Source organism: Paenirhodobacter hankyongi (assembly GCF_003664585.1).
Classification (GTDB): domain Bacteria; phylum Pseudomonadota; class Alphaproteobacteria; order Rhodobacterales; family Rhodobacteraceae; genus Rhodobacter; species Rhodobacter hankyongi.
On sequence record NZ_RCHI01000008.1, the window covers coordinates 131,915 to 151,519 of the forward strand.

Annotated in this window: 19 protein-coding genes; 11 read left to right on the top strand and 8 right to left on the bottom strand. The window is 67.4% G+C overall.

Annotation, left to right across the window (positions count from 1 at the left end; genetic code table 11):
* Positions 1–6 precede the first annotated feature (6 nt).
* The 4 genes from rbbA (at position 7) to DYS74_RS10675 (ending at position 8,561) form a co-directional block, all read left to right on the top strand.
* Positions 7–2,715: a ribosome-associated ATPase/putative transporter RbbA gene (gene rbbA / locus DYS74_RS10660; RefSeq protein ID WP_121533637.1), complete on the top strand. Its 2,709-nt coding sequence runs from the start codon at positions 7–9 to the stop codon at positions 2,713–2,715.
* A 4-nt stretch (positions 2,716–2,719) separates the two neighbouring features.
* Positions 2,720–3,844 (top strand): ABC transporter permease, encoded by a 1,125-nt coding sequence (locus DYS74_RS10665; protein ID WP_121533639.1) that lies wholly within the window; start codon positions 2,720–2,722, stop codon positions 3,842–3,844.
* A gap of 129 nt (positions 3,845–3,973) precedes the next feature.
* On the top strand, positions 3,974–6,826 hold the full coding sequence (locus DYS74_RS10670; protein WP_121533641.1) for a sensor histidine kinase: 2,853 nt from the start codon (positions 3,974–3,976) through the stop codon (positions 6,824–6,826).
* A 370-nt stretch (positions 6,827–7,196) separates the two neighbouring features.
* Positions 7,197–8,561, top strand: coding sequence for a PAS domain-containing sensor histidine kinase (locus DYS74_RS10675; RefSeq protein ID WP_183077508.1), 1,365 nt, complete (start codon positions 7,197–7,199; stop codon positions 8,559–8,561).
* A 155-nt stretch (positions 8,562–8,716) separates the two neighbouring features.
* On the opposite strand, the gene DYS74_RS10680 is transcribed toward DYS74_RS10675, so the two are convergent.
* The 6 genes from DYS74_RS10680 to DYS74_RS10705 all read right to left on the bottom strand — a co-directional run bounded on the left by DYS74_RS10680 (position 8,717) and on the right by DYS74_RS10705 (position 14,079).
* Positions 8,717–9,076, bottom strand: coding sequence for an Hpt domain-containing protein (locus DYS74_RS10680; protein ID WP_183077509.1), 360 nt, complete (start codon positions 9,074–9,076; stop codon positions 8,717–8,719).
* Between the two features lie 26 nt (positions 9,077–9,102).
* The gene (locus DYS74_RS10685) at positions 9,103–10,086 is read right to left on the bottom strand and encodes a response regulator (RefSeq protein ID WP_121533647.1); all 984 of its coding nucleotides are present in this window, start codon (positions 10,084–10,086) and stop codon (positions 9,103–9,105) included.
* 221 nt (positions 10,087–10,307) lie between these two features.
* Positions 10,308–12,107 (bottom strand): translation elongation factor 4, encoded by a 1,800-nt coding sequence (lepA, locus tag DYS74_RS10690; RefSeq protein WP_121533649.1) that lies wholly within the window; start codon positions 12,105–12,107, stop codon positions 10,308–10,310.
* Between the two features lie 88 nt (positions 12,108–12,195).
* Positions 12,196–12,744 (bottom strand): biotin transporter BioY, encoded by a 549-nt coding sequence (locus DYS74_RS10695; RefSeq protein WP_121533651.1) that lies wholly within the window; start codon positions 12,742–12,744, stop codon positions 12,196–12,198.
* Between the two features lies 1 nt (position 12,745).
* Positions 12,746–13,378, bottom strand: a complete 633-nt coding sequence (locus DYS74_RS10700) for an energy-coupling factor transporter transmembrane component T family protein (protein ID WP_121533653.1) — start codon at positions 13,376–13,378, stop codon at positions 12,746–12,748.
* Positions 13,372–14,079: an energy-coupling factor ABC transporter ATP-binding protein gene (locus tag DYS74_RS10705; protein ID WP_245965260.1), complete on the bottom strand. Its 708-nt coding sequence runs from the start codon at positions 14,077–14,079 to the stop codon at positions 13,372–13,374. Before DYS74_RS10705 ends, DYS74_RS10700 begins: the two co-directional genes overlap by 7 nt.
* 153 nt (positions 14,080–14,232) lie before the next feature.
* On the opposite strand from DYS74_RS10705, the gene DYS74_RS10710 reads away from it, so the two are divergent.
* Together DYS74_RS10710 and DYS74_RS10715 are read left to right on the top strand one after the other, a co-directional pair.
* Positions 14,233–14,421, top strand: a complete 189-nt coding sequence (locus DYS74_RS10710; protein WP_121533656.1) for a heavy-metal-associated domain-containing protein — start codon at positions 14,233–14,235, stop codon at positions 14,419–14,421.
* A gap of 204 nt (positions 14,422–14,625) precedes the next feature.
* A complete protein-coding gene (locus DYS74_RS10715; protein WP_121533658.1) occupies positions 14,626–14,922 on the top strand; it encodes a hypothetical protein in 297 nt (98 codons plus the stop codon).
* Here DYS74_RS10715 and DYS74_RS10720 read toward each other — a convergent pair.
* Positions 14,907–15,356: a low molecular weight protein-tyrosine-phosphatase gene (locus DYS74_RS10720; protein ID WP_121533660.1), complete on the bottom strand. Its 450-nt coding sequence runs from the start codon at positions 15,354–15,356 to the stop codon at positions 14,907–14,909. The genes DYS74_RS10715 and DYS74_RS10720 overlap by 16 nt on opposite strands.
* A 28-nt stretch (positions 15,357–15,384) precedes the next feature.
* Between DYS74_RS10720 and DYS74_RS10725 the strand changes: the two genes are divergently transcribed.
* From DYS74_RS10725 to DYS74_RS10740, 4 genes are all read left to right on the top strand, one after another.
* Complete coding sequence (locus DYS74_RS10725) at positions 15,385–16,074, top strand: NAD-dependent deacylase (RefSeq protein ID WP_121533662.1); 690 nt, start codon at positions 15,385–15,387, stop codon at positions 16,072–16,074.
* Between the two features lie 239 nt (positions 16,075–16,313).
* Complete coding sequence (gene rpmB / locus DYS74_RS10730; protein WP_121533664.1) at positions 16,314–16,601, top strand: 50S ribosomal protein L28; 288 nt, start codon at positions 16,314–16,316, stop codon at positions 16,599–16,601.
* A gap of 120 nt (positions 16,602–16,721) precedes the next feature.
* Positions 16,722–17,075, top strand: a complete 354-nt coding sequence (locus DYS74_RS10735) for a hypothetical protein (RefSeq protein WP_121533666.1) — start codon at positions 16,722–16,724, stop codon at positions 17,073–17,075.
* A gap of 44 nt (positions 17,076–17,119) precedes the next feature.
* Positions 17,120–17,641, top strand: a complete 522-nt coding sequence (locus DYS74_RS10740; RefSeq protein ID WP_121533668.1) for a copper chaperone PCu(A)C — start codon at positions 17,120–17,122, stop codon at positions 17,639–17,641.
* A 69-nt stretch (positions 17,642–17,710) separates the two neighbouring features.
* Here the strand turns inward: DYS74_RS10740 and meaB are convergent, their stop codons facing one another.
* Positions 17,711–18,673, bottom strand: coding sequence for a methylmalonyl Co-A mutase-associated GTPase MeaB (meaB, locus tag DYS74_RS10745; protein ID WP_394342955.1), 963 nt, complete (start codon positions 18,671–18,673; stop codon positions 17,711–17,713).
* 174 nt (positions 18,674–18,847) lie between these two features.
* Between meaB and DYS74_RS10750 the strand changes: the two genes are divergently transcribed.
* Positions 18,848–19,603, top strand: a complete 756-nt coding sequence (locus tag DYS74_RS10750; RefSeq protein WP_121533672.1) for a DUF3108 domain-containing protein — start codon at positions 18,848–18,850, stop codon at positions 19,601–19,603.
* The last annotated feature ends 2 nt before the right edge of the window (positions 19,604–19,605 follow it).

A 19,605-nucleotide genomic window follows, 5' to 3' on the forward strand; every position in this document is an offset into this window, starting at 1 on the left:
CCGGTCATGGGCTTTGCCGCGGAACTCGAGGCTGTCAGTCACCGCTACGGAGCGACCGCCGCGCTTGCCGGGGTGACGCTGCGGATCCCGGCGGGCTGCATGGCCGGGCTGATCGGACCGGACGGCGTCGGCAAATCGAGCCTGCTCGCCCTCGTCTCGGGGGTGCGCAAGCTGCAGGCGGGCAAGGTCACGGTGCTCGGGCAGGACATGGCGCAGGCCGCCGCCCGGCAGGCGACGGCGCCGCGCATCGCCTACATGCCGCAGGGCCTTGGCCGCAACCTCTACCCGACGCTGACGGTGCAGGAGAACCTCGACTTCTTCGGCCGGCTGTTCGGCCAGAAGGCCGAGGAGCGCGCCGCGCGCAGCAAGATGCTGCTCGAGGCGACAGGGCTTGCCCCCTTCCCCGACCGGCCGGCGGGCAAGTTGTCGGGCGGCATGAAGCAGAAGCTCAGCCTGTGCTGCGCGCTGATCCATGACCCGGACCTGCTGATCCTCGACGAACCGACGACCGGCGTCGACCCGCTGTCGCGCCGGCAGTTCTGGGAACTGATCGACTCCATCCGCGCCCGCATGCCCGGGATGAGCGTGATCGTCGCCACCGCCTACATGGAAGAGGCCGAGCGCTTCGACTGGCTTGCCGCGATGGACGACGGCAAGGTGATCGCGCAAGGCACGCCGGCCGAGCTGCGCACGCAGGCCGGGGCCGACACGCTGGAAGAGGCCTTCATCCGCCTTCTGCCCGAAGAGGAGCGCGCCGGCCACAAGCCGGTCGAGCTGCGCCCGCGGGTCATCAGCGAAAACAGGGCCCCGGCGATCGAGGCGCGGCACCTGACCAAGCGTTTCGGCGCCTTCACCGCGGTCGAGGACGTGAGCTTCGAGATTCCCGAGGGCGAGATCTTCGGCTTCCTCGGCTCGAACGGCTGCGGCAAGACGACGACGATGAAGATGATGACGGGGCTCCTTGACCCGACCGAGGGCGAGACCCGGCTGTTCGGCGAGGCGCTGAAGAACTCCGACATGCAGGCGCGGCTGCGCATCGGCTACATGTCGCAAAGCTTCTCGCTTTATACCGAGCTGACGGTGCGGCAGAACCTCGAGCTGCACGCGAAGCTTTATGGCGTGGCGCCCGAGCGGCGCGCGGCGCGGGTGAGCGAGGTGCTGGCCGAATTCGAGCTGGACGAGATCGCCCGCGAGATGCCCGAGAGCCTGCCGCTCGGCATCCGCCAGCGGTTGCAGCTGGCCGTGGCCACGATCCACGAGCCGCGGATCCTGATCCTCGACGAGCCGACCTCGGGCGTCGACCCGGTGGCGCGCGATGCGTTCTGGCGCAAGCTGATCTCGCTCAGCCGCGACAAGGGCGTGACGATCTTCATCTCGACCCATTTCATGAACGAGGCGGCGCGCTGCGACCGGATCTCGCTGATGCATGCGGGCAAGGTGCTGGCCGTGGGCGCGCCCGCCGAGCTGGTCGAGAGCCGCGGCGCGCAGACGCTGGAAGAGGCCTTCATCGGCTTCCTGCAGGACGCGCTTGGCCCCGAACCCGCGGCGGGCAACACCGATTTCGACGGCGCCCGCAGCCCGCGCAGCCCGCTGCGCCAGTCGTTGACGCGGCTGTGGGCCTATACCTGGCGCGAGACGCTGGAACTCGTGCGCGATCCGATCCGGCTGTTCTTCGCGCTGATGGGGCCGGTGATCCTGCTGATCACCGTGGGCTATGGCATCTCCTTCGATGTCGACGACCTGTCCTTTGCCGTGCTCGATCAGGACCAGACCCCGGAAAGCCGGCGCCTGACCGAACAGTTCAGCGCAATCCGCCAGTACGGCGAGGAGACACCGCTGACCGGCACCGGCGACATGACCGCCCGCATGGGCAAGGGCGAGCTGACCGTCGCACTCGAGATCCCGAATGGCTTCGGGCGCGAGCTGCATCAGGGCAAGGTGCCCGAGGTCTCGCTCTGGATCGATGGCTCGATGCCCTTCCGCGCCGAGACCGCACGCGGCTATGCCCTTGGTCTGCTGACCTATTTCTCCGAAATCTATGCCCGCGAAAACGGCCGCACCGACCGCACGGGCGTTTCGATCGAAACCCGCTATCTGTTCAATCAGGCGTTCAAGAGCACCAATGCGATCATGCCGTCGGTGGTGATGCTGATCCTGATCATGATCCCGGCGGTGATGTCGGCGATCGGTGTCGTGCGCGAGGTCGAAACCGGCACCATCGCCAATTTCCGCTCGACCCCGATCCGCAAGATCGAGTTCCTGCTCGGCAAGCAGATCCCCTATATCGTGATCGCGACGCTCAATTTCTGGATGCTCTTCGCGCTCGGCATGGTGCTGTTCCGGCCGCCCTTCACCGGCTCGCTCGTCGCGCTGGCGGGGGTGACGCTGCTTTACGTGATCGCCACCACCGGGATCGGTCAGCTGATCTCGTCCTTCACCAAGACCCAGGTCTCGGCGGTGTTTGCCGTCGCGGTGATCACCATCATCCCGACGGTGAACTTCTCCGGGCTGATCGTGCCGATCTCCTCGCTGAAGCCAAGCGGCCATGCCCTCGGCCTCGCCTTCCCCGGCGCCTGGTATCAGACGGTGTCGATGGGCACCTTCCTGAAGGGCTTCGGCTGGGCCGATATCGGCGCCAGCACCCTGGCGATCGCCGGCTTTGCCCTTTTCTACATCGTCGCCGCGGTCTTTGCGCTGCGCAAGCAGGAGGCCTGAACCGATGTGGCAAAGCCTGCTCAACACCCTGCGCCTGACCGGCAAGGAGCTGCGCGCGATCCGGCGTGACACGGTGATGCTGGTGCTGATCTTCTACGTCTTCACCGTGGCCACCTACATGGTGGCCGACGCGATCTCGACCGAGATCAACGATCTCGCCGTTGCCGTGGTCGACGAGGACCAGAGCGCATTGTCGCACCGGCTCACCGATGCGATCCAGCCGCCGCTGTTCAAGCATCCGGTGAGCCTGAGCCCGGCGCAGGCGGAACAGGCGCTGAAATACGGCGATTACATCCTCGTCGTCTCCGTCCCGCCGAAGTTCGAAAGCGACCTGCTGTCCGGCCACGCGGCCACGATCTCGATCGACGTGGATGCGACCGCGGTGGCCCATGCCGGCAATGGCGCCGCCTTCATGCAGGAGTTGCTGGCGGGCGAGCTCACGGCCTTCTTCACCCCGAACGGCTCGACCGCCTCGCTCGTCGACGTGGTGTTCCGCAACCGCTTCAACCCGAACCTGACCTCGAAGTGGTTCACCTCGGTGATGCAGCTGATGAACTCGGTCACCATCCTGACGCTGATCCTCGCCGGCGCCTCGCTGATCCGCGAGCGCGAACATGGCACGATCGAGCATGTCCTGGTGATGCCGGTGCGCCCGCATGAGATCGTCTTCTCGAAGATCCTGGCAAATGGGGCAGTGATTCTCGGCGCCTCCGTGTTCAGCCTGCTGGTGGTCATCGAGTGGCTGATCGGGGTGCCGCTGACGCAAGGCGTGCTGCCGCTCTTCATCGCGGGCACCGCGATCTATGTCATCGCCGTCGCCTCGATCGGGCTGCTGCTGTCGACCTTCACCCACACGATGGGGCAGTTCGGGCTGCTGATCATCCCGGTGATCATCGTGATGATCCTGCTGTCGGGGGGCATGACGCCGATGGAATCGATGCCCGAGTGGCTGCGCCTGCTGATGCAGCTGATCAGCCCGGCGCCGCATTTCGTGGCCTTCACCCAGTCGGTTCTCTACCGCGGTGCGGGGCTTGGCCTCGTGGCGCCGGAGATGGCGGCGATGGCGGCGATGGCGGCAGTGGCGCTGGCTGTCGCGCTTGCCCGCTTCCGCCGGGTGCTGGCGAATTGATCCCTTCCATCAATCTGTTGCAGGAAGGACAGACTCGCGCATAGCGTGTAGTCGGCTCTGGCGCCGCCGGAATAATTGTGTGACAGTCGCGCGATAGTGTCGGCGACGGCGAGCGCGAAAAAGAAAAGAATGATGCCCGACAAGAACCGCATCAGACGGATCAACCTGATGATCGAGCTGGCGACTTATGTCGCCATCATGCTCGCGTTCGTGTCGCTGTCCTACAACCTCGAACGATTCTCGCGGCTTGCGGCGCAGGATCAGCAGATGTCGGGGCTTTATGCCGCGCAGACCAAGATCACCGAGCGCATCCACGAGGCGGTGAACCGCAAGGAACTGTTCGCCCGGGGAATCGCCGCGGCGGTGGCGCTGCGGCCCGACATCACCGAGCAGGAATTCGCGCGGCTCTCGTCCGGCATCCGACTCGAGGACCCGTCCGTCGTCAACATGGCGCTGGTGCGCGACAAGCGCATCACCCATGTCTATCCGGAAGACGAGAACGAGGGCCTGATCGGCACCGACCTGCGCAACGTGCCGCGGCAGAGCGCCGTGCTCGATCGCGTCGGCCGCACCGGAAAATCGGCGCTCGACGGCCCGATCACGCTGCTGCAGGGCACGCAGGGCTTCATCCTGCGCGAGCCGGTCTTCCTGCTCGGCGACGACGGTGACGCGGGGCAGCTCTGGGCCATCGCCTCGATCGTCTTCGACAAGGACAAGTTCCTGCGCGAGCTCGGCCTCGACGAGTTCACCGCCGAATACCAGATGACCATCCGCGCCCACAACATGCTGGGTGACGAGCGCACGATCTATGGCGAGAACGCGATCTTCGCCCATGACCCGGCGATCCAGCAGCTGCGCCTGCCCTCCTCGATCTGGACCATCGCCCTGCTGCCCGTGGCCGGCTGGGACGCAACCCCCGCCCAGACCGAACGCAACCGGATGCTGACCGGGATCGCGATGATCGTCACGCTCGCGATGGCTTGGTATCTGAACCGGCTGCGCGCCGCGAACTGGCACAGCGCGGCGCAGCTGCGCGCCGCCGTGAACGTGCTGCAATCGGGCTTCGTGCTCTTCGATCGCAATGACCGACTGCAGATCTGCAACGAGCGCTACCGGGAAATCCACGGCCCCGCCGGCGGCGCCATCGTCAAGGGCGCAACCTTCGAAAGCATCCTGCGCGAGGGGCTGCGCCATGGCATCTTCCCGGATGCCATCGGTCACGAGGAAGCCTGGCTTGCCAAGCACCTCGCCCGCGGCGAGCAGAAGGCCAGCCGCTTCGAGCTCGAGCTCAGCAACGGTCACTGGCTGCAGATCCTCGAGCAGGAAACCCCGACCGGTGGCCGCGTCGCGGTGCTGAACGACATCACCGAACTGCTGCACAGCCGCCAGCGCGCGCAGCTGGCCGAACAGCGCCTGTTCGACGCCATCGACGCGCTGCCGGTGGGGTTCTGGCTGTTCGACGCCGAGGACCGGCTGATCATGTTCAACCGCGTCTCGGGCAATATGCTGCCCGGCATGCAGCGCGCGTTGCGGGAAGGCCGCAAGCTAGGCGAACTGGTCGAGCGACGCGCCGCGATCTCGAAGGAAATGCTGATCGGTGGCCGCCCGGTCACCGACCCGCGCGAGGTGCTCGACAACCTGCACGCCGAGACCTCGGAACTCGAGGTCTGCTATGACGGCGACCTGTGGTTCCGCTACTTCACCCGCCGCACCTCGGAAAACGGGCTGGTGATGTTCCGCGTCGAGCTGACCGACCTGCGCCGCCACCAGCGCCAGATCGAGACCTCGAACGCCGAGCTGCGCGCCGCGCTGGCCGAACGCGACGCCGCCGAAAGCCGCTTCCGCGATGTCGCCGACATCAGCACCGAATGGTTCTGGGAGCAGGACGAGAACCTGCATTTCACCTATCTTTCGGAAGGCTTCCGCCGGGCGATGGGGCGTGACCCCGCCGATTTCATCGGCCGCGCCCGGATCGAGTTCCTGGTCGAGCGCGACGGCAGCCCCGAGGCCGAGAGCCTCGTCGCCCTGCGCGAGACGATGGAGCGGCACGAACCCTTCAAGGACGTGGTCTACAGCTATCGCTTCCACCCCGACCACGAATCCTGGATCCGCACCAGCGGCAAGCCGGTCTTCGCCAAGGACGGCAGCTTCCGCGGCTATATCGGCACCGCGGCCGATGTGACGCAGTTCTATGCTGCGCTGCGCCAGGCCGAACAGGCCGACGAGGCCAAGACCCAGTTCCTGAACATCATCAGCCATGAGCTGCGCACGCCGCTGACCGTCGTCACCGGCTTCAACAGCTTCATCTATAACTCGGACCGGCTGCCCTCCTACGTCACGCTGCACAAGCTGCTCGAGGCGCAGGACAACCCCTCGCTGCGGCGGCTGTTCGACGCCTATCGCACCGACATCCGCTCGTTCTCCGACCGGATCCGCAGCGCCGGGGTGCAACTGCAGACGCTGATCGACGACATGCTCGACCTCGCCCGGATCGAGGCGAACACCATCCGCATCGAGACCACGCGCATCGACAGCCTGCGAGTGACGCAATCGGTGGTCGACCAGATGCAGTCGATGGCCGCCGAGAAGCATCTCGAGCTGCGCTGCGAGATGACCGACCTGCCGGTTGCCGCCGACGAGACGCGGTTGCGCCAGATCCTCACCAACCTGCTCGGCAACGCACTGAAGTTCACCGATCACGGCTCGATCACCGTGCGCAACGAACGGCAGGGCGACATGGTGGTGTTCCGCGTCGAGGATACCGGCATCGGCATCGCCGCGGACAAGCTCACGGTGATCTTCGACCGTTTCGCGCAGGTGACCGAGGGCACCGGCACCACCCGCCGCAACCAGGGCGTCGGCCTCGGCCTGGCGATCTGCAAGGACCTGGTGCGGCTGCAGGGCGGCTGGATCCGCGCCGAGAGCCGGATCGGGCGGGGCAGCACGCTGGTCTTTGCGCTTCCGGCCTGGAAGGACGCCTGAGACGCGCCCCCCCGCGGCGGCAATCACGTCGAAAAAGCGGCGTGCCGCCACGATTTCGACCGGTTCTATCCTTAGTCCCGGGCCAATTGGATGCGATAGATTTGTTAACCGCGATTAGGACGATGCCGCCCTGAGCTTCCTGTCTGTGCAATCGGGCCGTGACGCGGTCCGACAGCCGGCGGCTGAAATTCAGGGGCAGATCATTGATGGGGTTTTGTTGACGATGGAACAGTCTGTTCGACTTGCCGTCCCGGCTGTGCTCGGGTCTTTCTCCAGGACGGCGCTTGTGTCGCTGAAGGGGGGGGCTGCCCGGGCAGAGGAGGCCATCGCCGCGCTTCCCCAAAACGAGCACGGAGGTGCGGGTCAGGTGATGGACGGCAATGCCATGGTCATCGTGTCCGGCCCTGATGGCCGGATCTGCGAGGTCAGCGAGAAATTCCTGCACGCAATCGGCTACCCGAGCGCCGCGCTGATCGGCATGGCCGCAGAGCGGATCTATGCCGACGAGGACGGCCGGCTGCATGACGAGATCCGCGAAACCACCGGCCGCGGCCGGATCTGGTCAGGCGCGCCGCAACTGCGCGCCGCCGACGGCCGCCTTCTGGCCACGCGCTGCATCATCATTCCGGTGCGCGACCCCGATGGCCGCAACCGGCGCAACGTGGCGATTCACCTCGAGGTCACCGGCACCCGGCTGACGCAGATGGAACACATGATCGCTTCGGCCTTCAACAAGATGCGCGAGGCGGTCTATGTCGTCGACGCCGCCACCCAGACCCTGTGCTTCATGAACGACTTCGCCTTGCAGGAGCAGGGCTGGTGCCTGGGAGAGATCGCCACGCGCACCATGTCGGACACCAATTACATGGCCGAACAGGAGGTGATCGACGCGCTCTTCCGCATGGTCGAGAGCGACGGCAAGGGCTCGGCCCTGTTCCAGTCGGAACACGGCGCGCGCACCTGCGAGGCGCAGGCCTATGCCATCACCACGGAGACCGGCGAACATCGCATCCTGCTGATCCTGCGCGACATCTCGCAACAGGCGAAGGCCGAGCGCGACCGCAAGGAGCTGCTCTCGGTGATCACCCACGAGCTGCGCACACCGCTGACCAGCATCAAGGGCGCGCTCGAACTGCTGAAGGCGGGCGCGGTCGGCGCGCTTTCCGAACAGGCGCATTCGCTCGTCACCATCGCCGCGAACAACAGCGAGCGGATGCTTGGCCTGATCCGCGACATCCTCGACATGGAGGAGATCGGCCAGGACAGCTTCGAAATCGAAAGCGAGCCCGTCGATCTGAGCGCCCTCGTGCGCAACGCGATCGAGGCACATCGCGGCTATGGCGCACATCTGGGCGTCAGCTTCGTCGACGGCGGCACCATGCCCGGCGTCATCGCCCAGGCCGAACCCGTGCGGCTTGCCCAGGTGCTGTCGAACCTGCTCTCGAATGCCGCCAAGGTCACCGCACCGGGCGGCAAGATCGAGATCTGGGCACGCCGCGAGCAGGGCTGCGGCGTGATCTACGTGCGCGACCACGGCCCGGGCATTCCGCTGCAGCTGCGCGACAAGCTGTTCAGCCGCTTCACCAAATCCGAGGCCCCGAACCGCTCGCGCGTGTCGGGCTCGGGGCTGGGGCTGAGCATCGTGAAGACCATCATCGACAAGCTCGACGGCGAGATCACCTTCTCGACCGAGACCGGCAAGGGCACCACCTTCCGCGTCGCCCTGCCGCTCTGATCCCCCGTCCCGACCTGCGCCCCGCCCAGCGGTTCCTCCGCGGGCGGGCGTTTCGTTTCGGATGCCCGCCCCCACCGCAGCACCTTCTCGGACAGACGAAAGCCGCCGGCACGGGGTGCGGGCGGCGGGGATCGCGCGGCGGCGGGGAAAGCGGGTCAGTCGTCGAAGGCCGCGGCTTCCATCAGATCCATCAGCGGATCGAGCATCACGGCAAGCCCAGCGGGAACCTTCGGCTGCGGCATCCGCAGCAGGCGCTGCAGCTGCCCGTCCAGCTCGGCCGCGCGGGTTCCAAGTTCGGGAAAGCCGACCGTGGCCGCGACGCCGCTGATCTTGTGGACCAGGAAGGCAAGCGCGCCGATCGCCTCGGCCGCCTGTGCCGGATCATCGAGCGCCGCCTGCAACCGCTCGACCTCGACGATCTGCGGCACCAGACGCTCGGTGAACTGCGCCCGCGCCTCCGCCAGCGCCTTCGCCAGCGGGGCAGGCATCGGACCGGGGAAGGAGGGGGCAGGCATGATCATCGCCTTTGCGAAAGGGGTCCTCAGTTGAACAGGCCGCGGAACTGCTGCAGCGCGCCGGACCGCGTCCGGGTCTGAGCGTAGGCCTGCGAGATCGTCTTCGCAATCAGGTCCTTCGGGCTCGTGTCGAACATCGAGGTATGGACCTGCTCGCCCACCGAGACCGAGACGTTCATCGGCAGACCGCAATCGATCGTCAGCCCGAATTCCGCCAGCGTCATGCCAAGCGCCACTTCCAGATCCTCGCGCTCGATGTCGTTCACCCGCGGCAGGACGGCGACGAAGCTGCCGTTGCCGTAATAGGTGATCATCACCTCGAGATGGCGCAGGTTCTCGAACACCGCCTCGGCGACATCGGTCAGGATGCCGCGGAACTCGGACGGGCTGCTCATCGAATAGAGGCTTTCCACCCGGCGGATCTGGAAGCCGACCGCCGCCACCATGAAGCGGCGCAGGCGGCTGAGCCGGTGCAGATAGTTTTCCATGGCGAGCGCGTTGATGACCCGCGGCACATCGTAAAGCGTGATCGGATCGGCCAGCTCGAAGGGCACGGCCTGGCCCTGCTGCAGGCTGTCGATTTCCGAGCGCAGCGCCTGCGCCGCCTTCACCGAATCGGCGGCCCGCTGCTGCTCGGAGTAGAGCGCCTGCGCCACGCGCAGCCGCGCGCCCAGTTCCTGCACCTCGATCGGCTTGGTGATGTAATCGGTCGCGCCGGTGGCGAAGGCCGCGTCGATGAACGGCTTCTCGGTGACCGAGGTCAGCATCAGGATCGGCGTGCGCCGGTGCAGCGGATTGGCGCGGATGTGGCGGACAAGCTCGATCCCGTCCATCCCCGGCATCTTGATGTCGAGCAGGAAGGTGCTGAACAGATCGCCCGACCGGCCGATCTTCTGCAACGCCTCCTCGCCGCTCATTGCATATTGCACATCCGCGTAACCGAGAGAGGAAAGGACCCCGTCCATCAGTCGCAGGATGATCGGGTCGTCATCGACCACAAGCAATGCCATCGTCTCGTCTCCGCTTCTTCGGGACCCCGCCTGCCCGTGTCGACACCGACCTCGAGGCAACGATTCCCTGCTCAAACAACCTTGAGACGAACGTCAGGGTTAATTCAGGCGCATTTAAGGCAATTTATTGGAAACCATGCCCCGGGGGATTTCATCCGCAGGATGAGTGACCGGGCCGGAGCCCCCGAAGGAAAAGGCCGCGCGGTTTCCCGCGCGGCGCTTCATTCGTCCATCTTGAGGGCAGAGATGAAGGCGGATTGCGGGATCTCGACCTTGCCGAACTGCCGCATCTTCTTCTTGCCGGCCTTCTGCTTTTCCAGAAGCTTCTTCTTCCGGGTGGCGTCGCCGCCATAGCACTTGGCCGTCACGTCCTTGCGCATCGCGCTGAGCGTCTCGCGGGCGATGACGCGGCCGCCGATCGCCGCCTGGATCGGGATCTTGAACATGTGCCGCGGGATCAGCTCCTTGAGCTTTTCCACCATGGCGCGGCCCCGCGCCTCGGCACGGTCGCGGTGCACCATGATCGACAGCGCATCGACCGGCTCGTCGTTCACCAGGATCGACATCTTCACGAGGAAATCCTCGCGGTATTCGCTGAGCTGGTAGTCGAACGAGGCATAGCCCTTCGTCACCGATTTCAGCCGGTCGTAGAAGTCGAACACCACCTCGGCGAGCGGCAGGTCATAGACCACCATCGCGCGCGAGCCGGCATAGGTCAGGTCGAGCTGGATGCCGCGGCGGTCCTGGCACAGCTTCAGCACGTCGCCCAGATACTCGTCGGGCACCATGATCGTCGCCTTGATCCGCGGCTCCTCGATATGGTCGAGATAGGTCAGATCGGGCATGTCGGCGGGGTTGTGCAGGTCGCGCACCTCGCCGTCCTTCATGTAGAGCTTGAACACCACCGAGGGCGCGGTGGTGATCAGGTCGAGGTCATACTCGCGCTCCAGCCGGTCGCGGATCACCTCGAGGTGCAGCAGGCCCAGGAAGCCGCAGCGGAAGCCGAAGCCAAGCGCCGCCGAGGTCTCCATCTCGTAGCTGAAGGAGGCGTCGTTCAGCGCCAGCTTCTCGATCGCGTCGCGCAGCGCCTCGAAGTCGTTCGCGTCGACCGGGAAGAGGCCGCAGAACACCACCGGCTGCGCCGGCTTGAAGCCCGGCAGCGGCGTCGCGCAGGGCTTCTTCTCGTGGGTGATGGTGTCGCCCACGCGGGTGTCGCGCACCTGCTTGATCGAGGCGGTGAAGACGCCGATCTCGCCCGGGCCCAGTTCCGGGAAATCGACCATCTGCGGTTTCAGAACCGCGAGCTTGTCGATGCCGTAGACGGCGCCGGTCTGCATCATCTTGATCCGGTCGCCCTTGCGCACCACCCCGTCCATGACGCGGATCATCACGACGACGCCGAGATAGGCGTCATACCAGCTGTCGACCAGCATCGCCTTGAGCGGCGCGTCGCGGTCGCCCTTCGGCGCGGGCAGCCGGTGCACGATCGCCTCGAGCACGTCGGGAATGCCGAGCCCGGTCTTCGCCGAGATCGGAATCGCGTCCGAGGCGTCGATGCCGATCACGTCCTCGATGTTCGCCTTGACCGCCTCGGGGTCGGCCGCCGGCAGATCGATCTTGTTCAGCACCGGCACGATCTCGTGGCCCGCGTCGATCGCCTGATAGACGTTGGCGAGGGTCTGCGCCTCGACGCCCTGCGAGGCGTCGACGACGAGGAGCGAGCCCTCGACGGCGCGCATCGAGCGGCTGACCTCATAGGCGAAGTCAACGTGGCCGGGGGTGTCGATCAGGTTCAGGACGTAGGTCTCGCCATCCTTCGCCGGGTATTCGATGCGAACGGTGTTCGCCTTGATGGTGATGCCGCGCTCGCGCTCGATATCCATGCTGTCGAGCAGCTGCGCCTTCATGTCGCGCTCGGCCACCGTCCCGGTCATCTGGATGAGCCGGTCGGCGAGCGTGGATTTGCCGTGGTCGATATGCGCCACGATGGAGAAGTTGCGGATGTGATCGAGCTGGGTCATGGCGCGCGTATAGCTGTAAAAACAAGGGCCGGGAAGAGGGATTGCGTGCCCTCCCCGGCCCCGTCGCGGGCGCCGTTCCGGTCCGGGCTCAGCGCGTGCGCGACAGAAGCGCGCCGGGGCGGTAACGGGCGATGGTGGCGGTCAGCCAGCCGGCGATCGCGGCCTTGATCAGGTCGCCCGGCACGAAGGGCAGCGACAGCATCAGCGCCTCGACCGGGCCCTTGCCCAGCACCGCCATCAGCCCGAGCGTGCCGCAGGCGTAAAGCACGACGATACCGCCAAGCGCCGCGCCAAGACCGGCGGCAATGCCGATGTGCAGCCCGCGCAGCTTCTCGACGATCAGCCCGGTGACGAAGGCCGCGGGCAGCCAGCCCACCAGGAAGCCGACGGTCGGCCCGGCGAAGACGCCCAGCCCGCCGCGCCCGCCCGCCAGCACCGGCAGGCCGAGCGCGACGATGATCTCGACTACCAGCACGGCAAGCGCGCCGCGCACCGAGCCGAGCACCGCGCCCGCCAGCATGACGCCCAGCGACTGCGCCGAGACCGGCACGCCCGAGGCGAGCGGGATCGGCGGCACGAGGCCGAGCACCGCGATCAGTGCGGCGAACAGCACGACGAGGGTGAAATTGCGTTCCAAGTCAGTCTCTCCCTTGGGTTGGTTGGGCCGGGCGCGGGGCAAGCCCGCCACGCGCACGCAGCGCATCGGCCAGATGGTCTGAATCATCGAGAAGCGAGAGCGCCAGCGGCGCGATCAGCCGCGGCCCCGGCCGTCGGCGCGAGCGCGCCCGCCAGGACAGCGCCAGAAGCTCCATCCGCCCGCGCAACACCGGAATGAAGCGCAGCACCAGCGCGACGGCCAGCGCCGGCAGCCGCGGTGAAAGGCCGAAGCGGGCCAGCGGCCGCGCCAGCCGCTCGATCAGCGCGATGAGGTCCGGCAGCGGCGTGACCAGCGTGACGAAAGTCGCCAGTGCCACCATGGTGCAGATCCGCAGGCCAAGGGTAAGGCCCAGCAGCGGCGCCCCCTCCCAGACCTGCCAGGACGCGATGAAGGCGACGATCCACAGCACCGGGCGCAGCGCGCGGGCGCCCTCGGCCACCGCGCGACGGCCAAGGCTGACATAGAGCCCCGCCGTTGCGCCAAGCGCCGCGGCAAGCGGCAGCGGCGCGGTGAGCCAGGTCAGCCCGAGCATCGCCGCCGCAAGCGCACCGAACTTCAGCCCGACCGGCAGCCGGTGCGCCCAGCTCGTGCCCGGCAGCGCAAGGCTCAGCATGGCTCGTCCTGCGCCGCGGCCTGCATCGCCGCGACATAGGCGGGCAGAACTGCAGCGGGCGGGCCGTCGGCGGCGACACGCCCGGCCTCGATCCAGATCACCCGGTCATAGCCCGCGACGCGGGCCGGATCGTGGGTGATCAGCATCACGTTTTGCGCAAGCGCGGCGATCCGCGCCTCGATCCGCAGCGCGGCGGGGATGTCGAGGCTGTTGAACGGCTCGTCGAAGAGGATCCAGCGCGGCTCCATCGCCAGCACCGCCATCAGGCAGACCAGCTGGCGCTGGCCCTGCGACAGGGTGTGGCACAGCCGCTCTTCCCAGTCGGCATGGCCGAACCGGGCGAGCATCGCGCGGGCACGCTCGCGCGCCACGCCACGCGGATGGCCCTGCTGCTCGAGCCCGAAGGCAAGCTCCTCGATCACCGTCGGGAAGATGATCTGGTGGTCGGGGTTCTGGAACAGGATGCCGACGGCCGAGAGCGCCCCGGCCCGGTCGCGCGCCACATCGACGCCCGCCACCCGCAGCCGCCCCGCCTTCGGCGCGATCAGCCCGGCCACCGCGCGCAGAAGCGTGCTTTTCCCCGAGCCGTTGCGGCCGACGACGCCCACGCGCCGCTCGCCGATGCGCAGGCTCAGCCCGTCGAAGATGCGGGTGCCCTCGCGCTCCAGCGTCAGGGTCTCGATCTCGATGCTGCCGTCCATCATGCCCTCCGGTCGCGGTGGTTTGCCCGCTTGTCGGCCGCGGGTCAAACGAAACCCGCGCCGCAGGACCGGCGCGCAAGAAATTCATCACGCGGGGCATTGACGCGGCGTCGGCGCGGGAGAATCTGTAGCGCAGAAGATCAGGAGGCACAGATGATCCTTTCCGTCCCGAACATGACCTGCGGTCACTGCAAGGCCGCCGTCGAATCCGCCATCACCGAGGTCGGCGGCAAGGCCATCGTCAGCCTCGAAGACCGTGAGGTCGAGGTGAATGGCCTGCCCGAATCGACCGTGCTCGCCGCGCTGAAGGCCGCGGGCTATGAGGCCGAGGTCATCGCCTGAGACGGCAAGACCGACCTGGGCAGACGCAAGGGGTTGGGCCGGAAACGGCCCTGCCCGCAAAGCCTGCCATCCCGGTTCCCGGTGAAATTTCGCATCGGTGAAATTCCGCCTGTTTCATTGTGAAACCTTGCGTGATCGGTTAGGATCGGCTGCTAATCGACGGGACTCGGGCAACGGACCCTCCCGCAGGAATTGAGGCAGCAGATGAAGAAATCCCTCCTTGTGGCGGCCTGCATGATGGTCGCCGGTGCGGTCGGTGCCGGCCCGATCGACAGCGCCTGCATGAAGGCCGGGCGTGCGAACAACCGCGCGCTGTGCGGCTGCATCCAGCAGGTCGCCGACCTGACGCTCAGCACTTCCGACCAGCGCCGCGCGGCGGGCTTCTTCAAGGACCCCGACAAGGCACAGCAGGTGCGGATGTCGGACAGCGCCTCGGACAACGACTTCTGGGCCCGCTACAAGAATTTCGCCGCGACGGCCGAATCCTACTGCGGCGGCTGAAGCCGGGCGAGCAGGGCGCGCGCCCCGGCCTCGATGATGTCGAGGCAGCCGTCGAAATCACGGGTATAGTAGGGATCGGGCACCTCTTCGGTGCCCGTTTCGCCATTCAGGAACAGCGCAAGCCCGGCCCGCGCCCCCGCGGGGGCCAGACGGGCGGCATCGCGCAGGTTCTGCCGGTCCATCGCCAGAATCAGATCGAAGCGGTCGAAATCGGCGCGCACCAGCTGCCGGGCGCGCAGCGCGGCAAGGTCATAGCCCCGCGCCCGGGCCGCCGCCTGCATCGGGCCATAGGGCGGCTCGCCCACATGCCAGTCGCCGGTGCCGGCACTGTCGAGATCGAGCGCAAGCCCCGCGTCCTGCGCGAGCTGGCGCACCACCCCTTCGGCGGCAGGAGAGCGGCAGATGTTGCCAAGGCAGAGAAACAGGATACGCATGAAGTCTTGGTAACCGAGGAGCGGACGGATGGCCAGAATCGTGATTCTCACCGGCGCCGGGATCTCGGCCGAAAGCGGCATCCGCACCTTCCGCGCCGCGGACGGGCTGTGGGAGGATCACCGGGTCGAGGATGTGGCGACGCCCGAGGGCTTTGCCCGCGACCCGGAACTGGTGCTGCGCTTCTACAACGAGCGCCGCGCGGCGGCCGCCGCGGCCGAACCGAATGCCGCACATCGCGCGCTCGCCGCACTCGAGGCCGATGGCCGGCACGAGGTGCTGGTGGTGACGCAGAACGTCGACGACCTGCACGAGCGGGCGGGCTCGCGCGCGCTGATCCACATGCACGGCACACTGACCGGGGCGCTGTGCGCCGCCTGCGGCGCGCGCTGGCCCGCGCCCGCGGTGATGCGGGTCACCGATCCCTGCCCCGCCTGCGCGGCGCGTGCGGCGCGGCCCGACATCGTCTGGTTCGGCGAGATGCCCTATCGGATGGAGGAGATCTGGGCCGCGCTGCGGGCGGCCGATCTCTTCGTCTCGATCGGCACTTCGGGCAATGTCTATCCGGCGGCGGGATTCGTCGCCGATGCGCGGCATGCCGGGGTCGAGACGCTCGAGCTGAACCTCGAGCCCTCGATGGGCACGCGGTTCTTCGATGCGGCACGGCACGGGCCGGCGACGCAGGTGGTGCCGGACTGGGTCGCGGCGATGCTGGCCTGAGGTCGCGAGGGGCGCCGCCCCTCTTCGGCTGCGCCGCATTCACCCCACCGAATTCATCCGCGGGATTTCGGGCAAGGAGAAAGCGCGCGGGCAGGCAGGGGCGCGGCGCGATGAATCGCTTGACGCGGCGGGGCTTTGCCCTTATGCCCCGCAAACAGATTTCCGGGCGCCGCCTTTGCGGTGTCCGCTTGGTATGAACAGGGCGGACACGCGCCCCGAGGAAACGAAGGATTGATGCCATGTCGCGCGTCTGCGAACTGACCGGCAAGGGCCCGATGTCGGGCAACAATATCAGCCACGCGAACAACAAGACGCGTCGCCGGTTTCTGCCGAACCTGAACGAAGTTACCCTGATCTCGGACGTGCTGGGCCAGTCGTTCAAGCTGCGCATCTCGGCCGCCGGCCTGCGCACCGTGGACCACCGTGGCGGGCTTGACGCCTTCCTGCTGAAGGCCGCCGATGCCGAGCTCTCGGGCACCGCGCTGAAGATCAAGAAGGCGATCCTCAAGGCTCAGGCCGCCGCCTGATCAGGGATTTCCCGATGTTTCGAAAGGCCTCGCTTCGGCGGGGCCTTTTCGTTTTGCCTGCGTCACGATGACGTGAAAGGGCCTCTGGCGCGCCCCCAGGCGCGCGGATATGCTGCCCTCATGTCCGTGCGATCCCTGCGCCCCCTCTTCATCGCCCTGATGGCGACGATCCTCGCGGTGACGAGCCTGACCATGGCCGTCGCCCGGGGGCAGGCGCGGATTGCCGGCGAGATCGTGATCTGCACCGGCTACGGCATCACCATGGTCACGGTGGACGACGAGGGCAATCCCACAGGCCCCGTCCATCTGTGCCCGGACATGGTGCTTGGCATGATGGCCGCGCTCGATACGCCGCCCCCGGTCCTCACGCGTCCCGAGGGACGGGTGGAGCGGGTCGAGGCGCCCGCCCCCGCGCCGCTGCGGGGCAGCCTGGTGCCCCAGCCCCGGGCGCGCGATCCGCCGGCTTTCGTCTGATCCCTTCGCATTCCGAACGCTTCTGGACAGACCGAGGACCCTTCATGTTCCGCACTTCCCTTCTTGCGACCGCCGCGGCGGTCTTTCTTGCCGCGCCCGCTCTTGCCGGCGACATCACGATCACGGACCCCTATGCCATCGCCTCGACGATGATGTCGAAATCCGGCGCCGCCTTCATGCGCATCGAGAATGCCGGCGCCAGCGATGACCGGCTGGTCGGCGCGGCCTCCGACATCGCCGAGCGGGTCGAGCTGCACACCCATATCGCCGATGCCAATGGCGTGATGAAGATGGTCGAGGTGAAGGAAGGCTTCCCGGTGCCAGCCCATGGCGAACACATCCTGCAGCGCGGCTCCGACCATGTGATGTTCCTCGGGCTGAAGCAGCCGCTGAACGACGGCGACACCGTGCATGTGGTGCTGACCTTCGAGAAGGCGGGCGAGGTTCCGGTCGACATTCCGGTCGATCTGAAGCGCGTGCCGGCCGCCGCCGCCCCCGCCGCCGGCCAGATGAACATGAACGGCATGGACCATGGCGCCATGCCCGGCATGAACATGTCGAACTGAGCCTGCCCCCTGCAGCACAGCGAAACGCCGCCCCGAGGGGCGGCGTTTTTCGTTGCCTTGGGGGTTTTCTCAGGCGCCGAGGGCGGCCAGCATCTCGGCCGCGGCCGCCGCAGGAGCGGCCTCGCCACGGGCCACGGCGGCGCCAAGCGCGTCCATCTTCGCGCGGATCTCGGGGTCGCGGTGCAGCCGGGCCAGAAGCCCCTCACGCACCTCGCTTTCGAACCAGTGCCGCGCCTGCGCCGCGCGACGGCGGTCGAAATGGCCATGCTCGCGGCGCCAGGCGGCCAGCGTCGACATCTCGTCCCAGGCCGATTTCAGCCCCTGCTCCTCAAGCGCCGAGACCGGCAGCGCCTTCGGGAAGCCCTCGGGGTCCTGCGGCCGCTTGCGCAGAAGCCGCAGCGCCCCGGCGTAATCGCTGACCGTGCGCATCGCTGCGGGCTTCAGATCGCCATCGGCCTTGTTCACCAGGATCATGTCGGCCATCTCCATGATGCCGCGCTTGACCCCCTGCAACTCGTCGCCGCCCGCGGGCGCCATGAGCAGGATGAACAGGTCGGTCATCTCGGCCACCAGGGTCTCGGACTGGCCCACCCCCACGGTCTCGATCAGCACCACATCGAACCCCGCCGCCTCGCACAGGGCCACCGCCTCGCGGGTGCGCCGCGCCACGCCACCCAGCTGCGCCTGGCTCGGCGAAGGCCGGATGAAGGCCATCGGATCGCGCGACAGCCGCTCCATCCGCGTCTTGTCGCCAAGGATCGAGCCGCCCGAGCGCGCCGAGGACGGGTCGACCGCCAGCACCGCGACCTTCAGCCCCTGCGCGGTCAGCATCAGGCCGAAGCTCTCGATGAAGGTTGACTTGCCGACGCCGGGCGTGCCCGACAGCCCGACCCGCAGCGCCTGCCGGCCGGCGCCCGCAAGCGCCTCGAGCAGCGCCGCGGCCTGCGCGCGGTGATCCGCCCGCCCCGATTCCACCAGCGTGATCGCCCGCGCCAGCGCCCGCCGCTCGCCCGCAAGGATGCGTGGCACCATATCGGCGACGAGAGGATCGGAGACGGGAGCGGCGGAAATCGGATCGGTCATCGGCGGGCCTTCGCTGACGGGGCAGGACGCACGATCCCTCAGCGGATCGTGAAACGGTTTCGGTTTTCTGCCCCCATCGGGCAGTGTATGTCCAGTGCGAAGGCCGTGTTTCCGAGGAGAGCCATGATCCGCGCGTTTCCGAACCCCCTGCGCCGCGCCACCCTGCCGCTCGCCGGTGCGCTGGCTGCGACGCTGTGTCTCGCCGCGCCGCTCCACGCGGACCAGACCGACCGCATCGTCTTCGACGTCTCGCTGCGCGGCGTCTCGGCGGGCCGGCTCAGCATCAACGGCAAGATCGAGGGGGCCAATTACGGCGCGAACGGCACGCTCGAGACCACCGGCCTGCTCGGCTTCCTGCGCAAGATCCGCTATGACGCGACGGTCGCCGGCAGCTATGCCGCGGGCACCTTCACCCCGCAGCGCTTCGACGAGACCGCGAACCGGCCGGGCGACGAATCGGAACATGTGATCGTCTATCAGAACGGCACGCCGGTCTCGGTCAGCCGCAACCCGCCGCGCAAGCCGCGCAAGACCGATGTCGACCCGGCCAAGCAGGGCGGCACGATCGACCCGCTCACCGCGCTTTACGCGGTGCTGCGCGATGTCGACCGCGACGAGGCCTGCAAGCTGAACGTCACCATGTATGACGGCGCCCGGCGCAGCCAGGTCAGCCTGAACGCGCCGCAGGCCGATGGCGACGGCGTCACCTGCACGGGCGAGTATCGCCGGCTCGAGGGCTTCTCGGCCAAGGACATGAAGGAGAAGAGCCGCTTCCCCTTCACCCTGATCTATGCCCCCACGCCCGACGGCAAGCGCCTGCAGGTGGTCGAGATCAACACCGACACGATCTATGGCACCGGCCGGCTGAAACGGCGATAAGG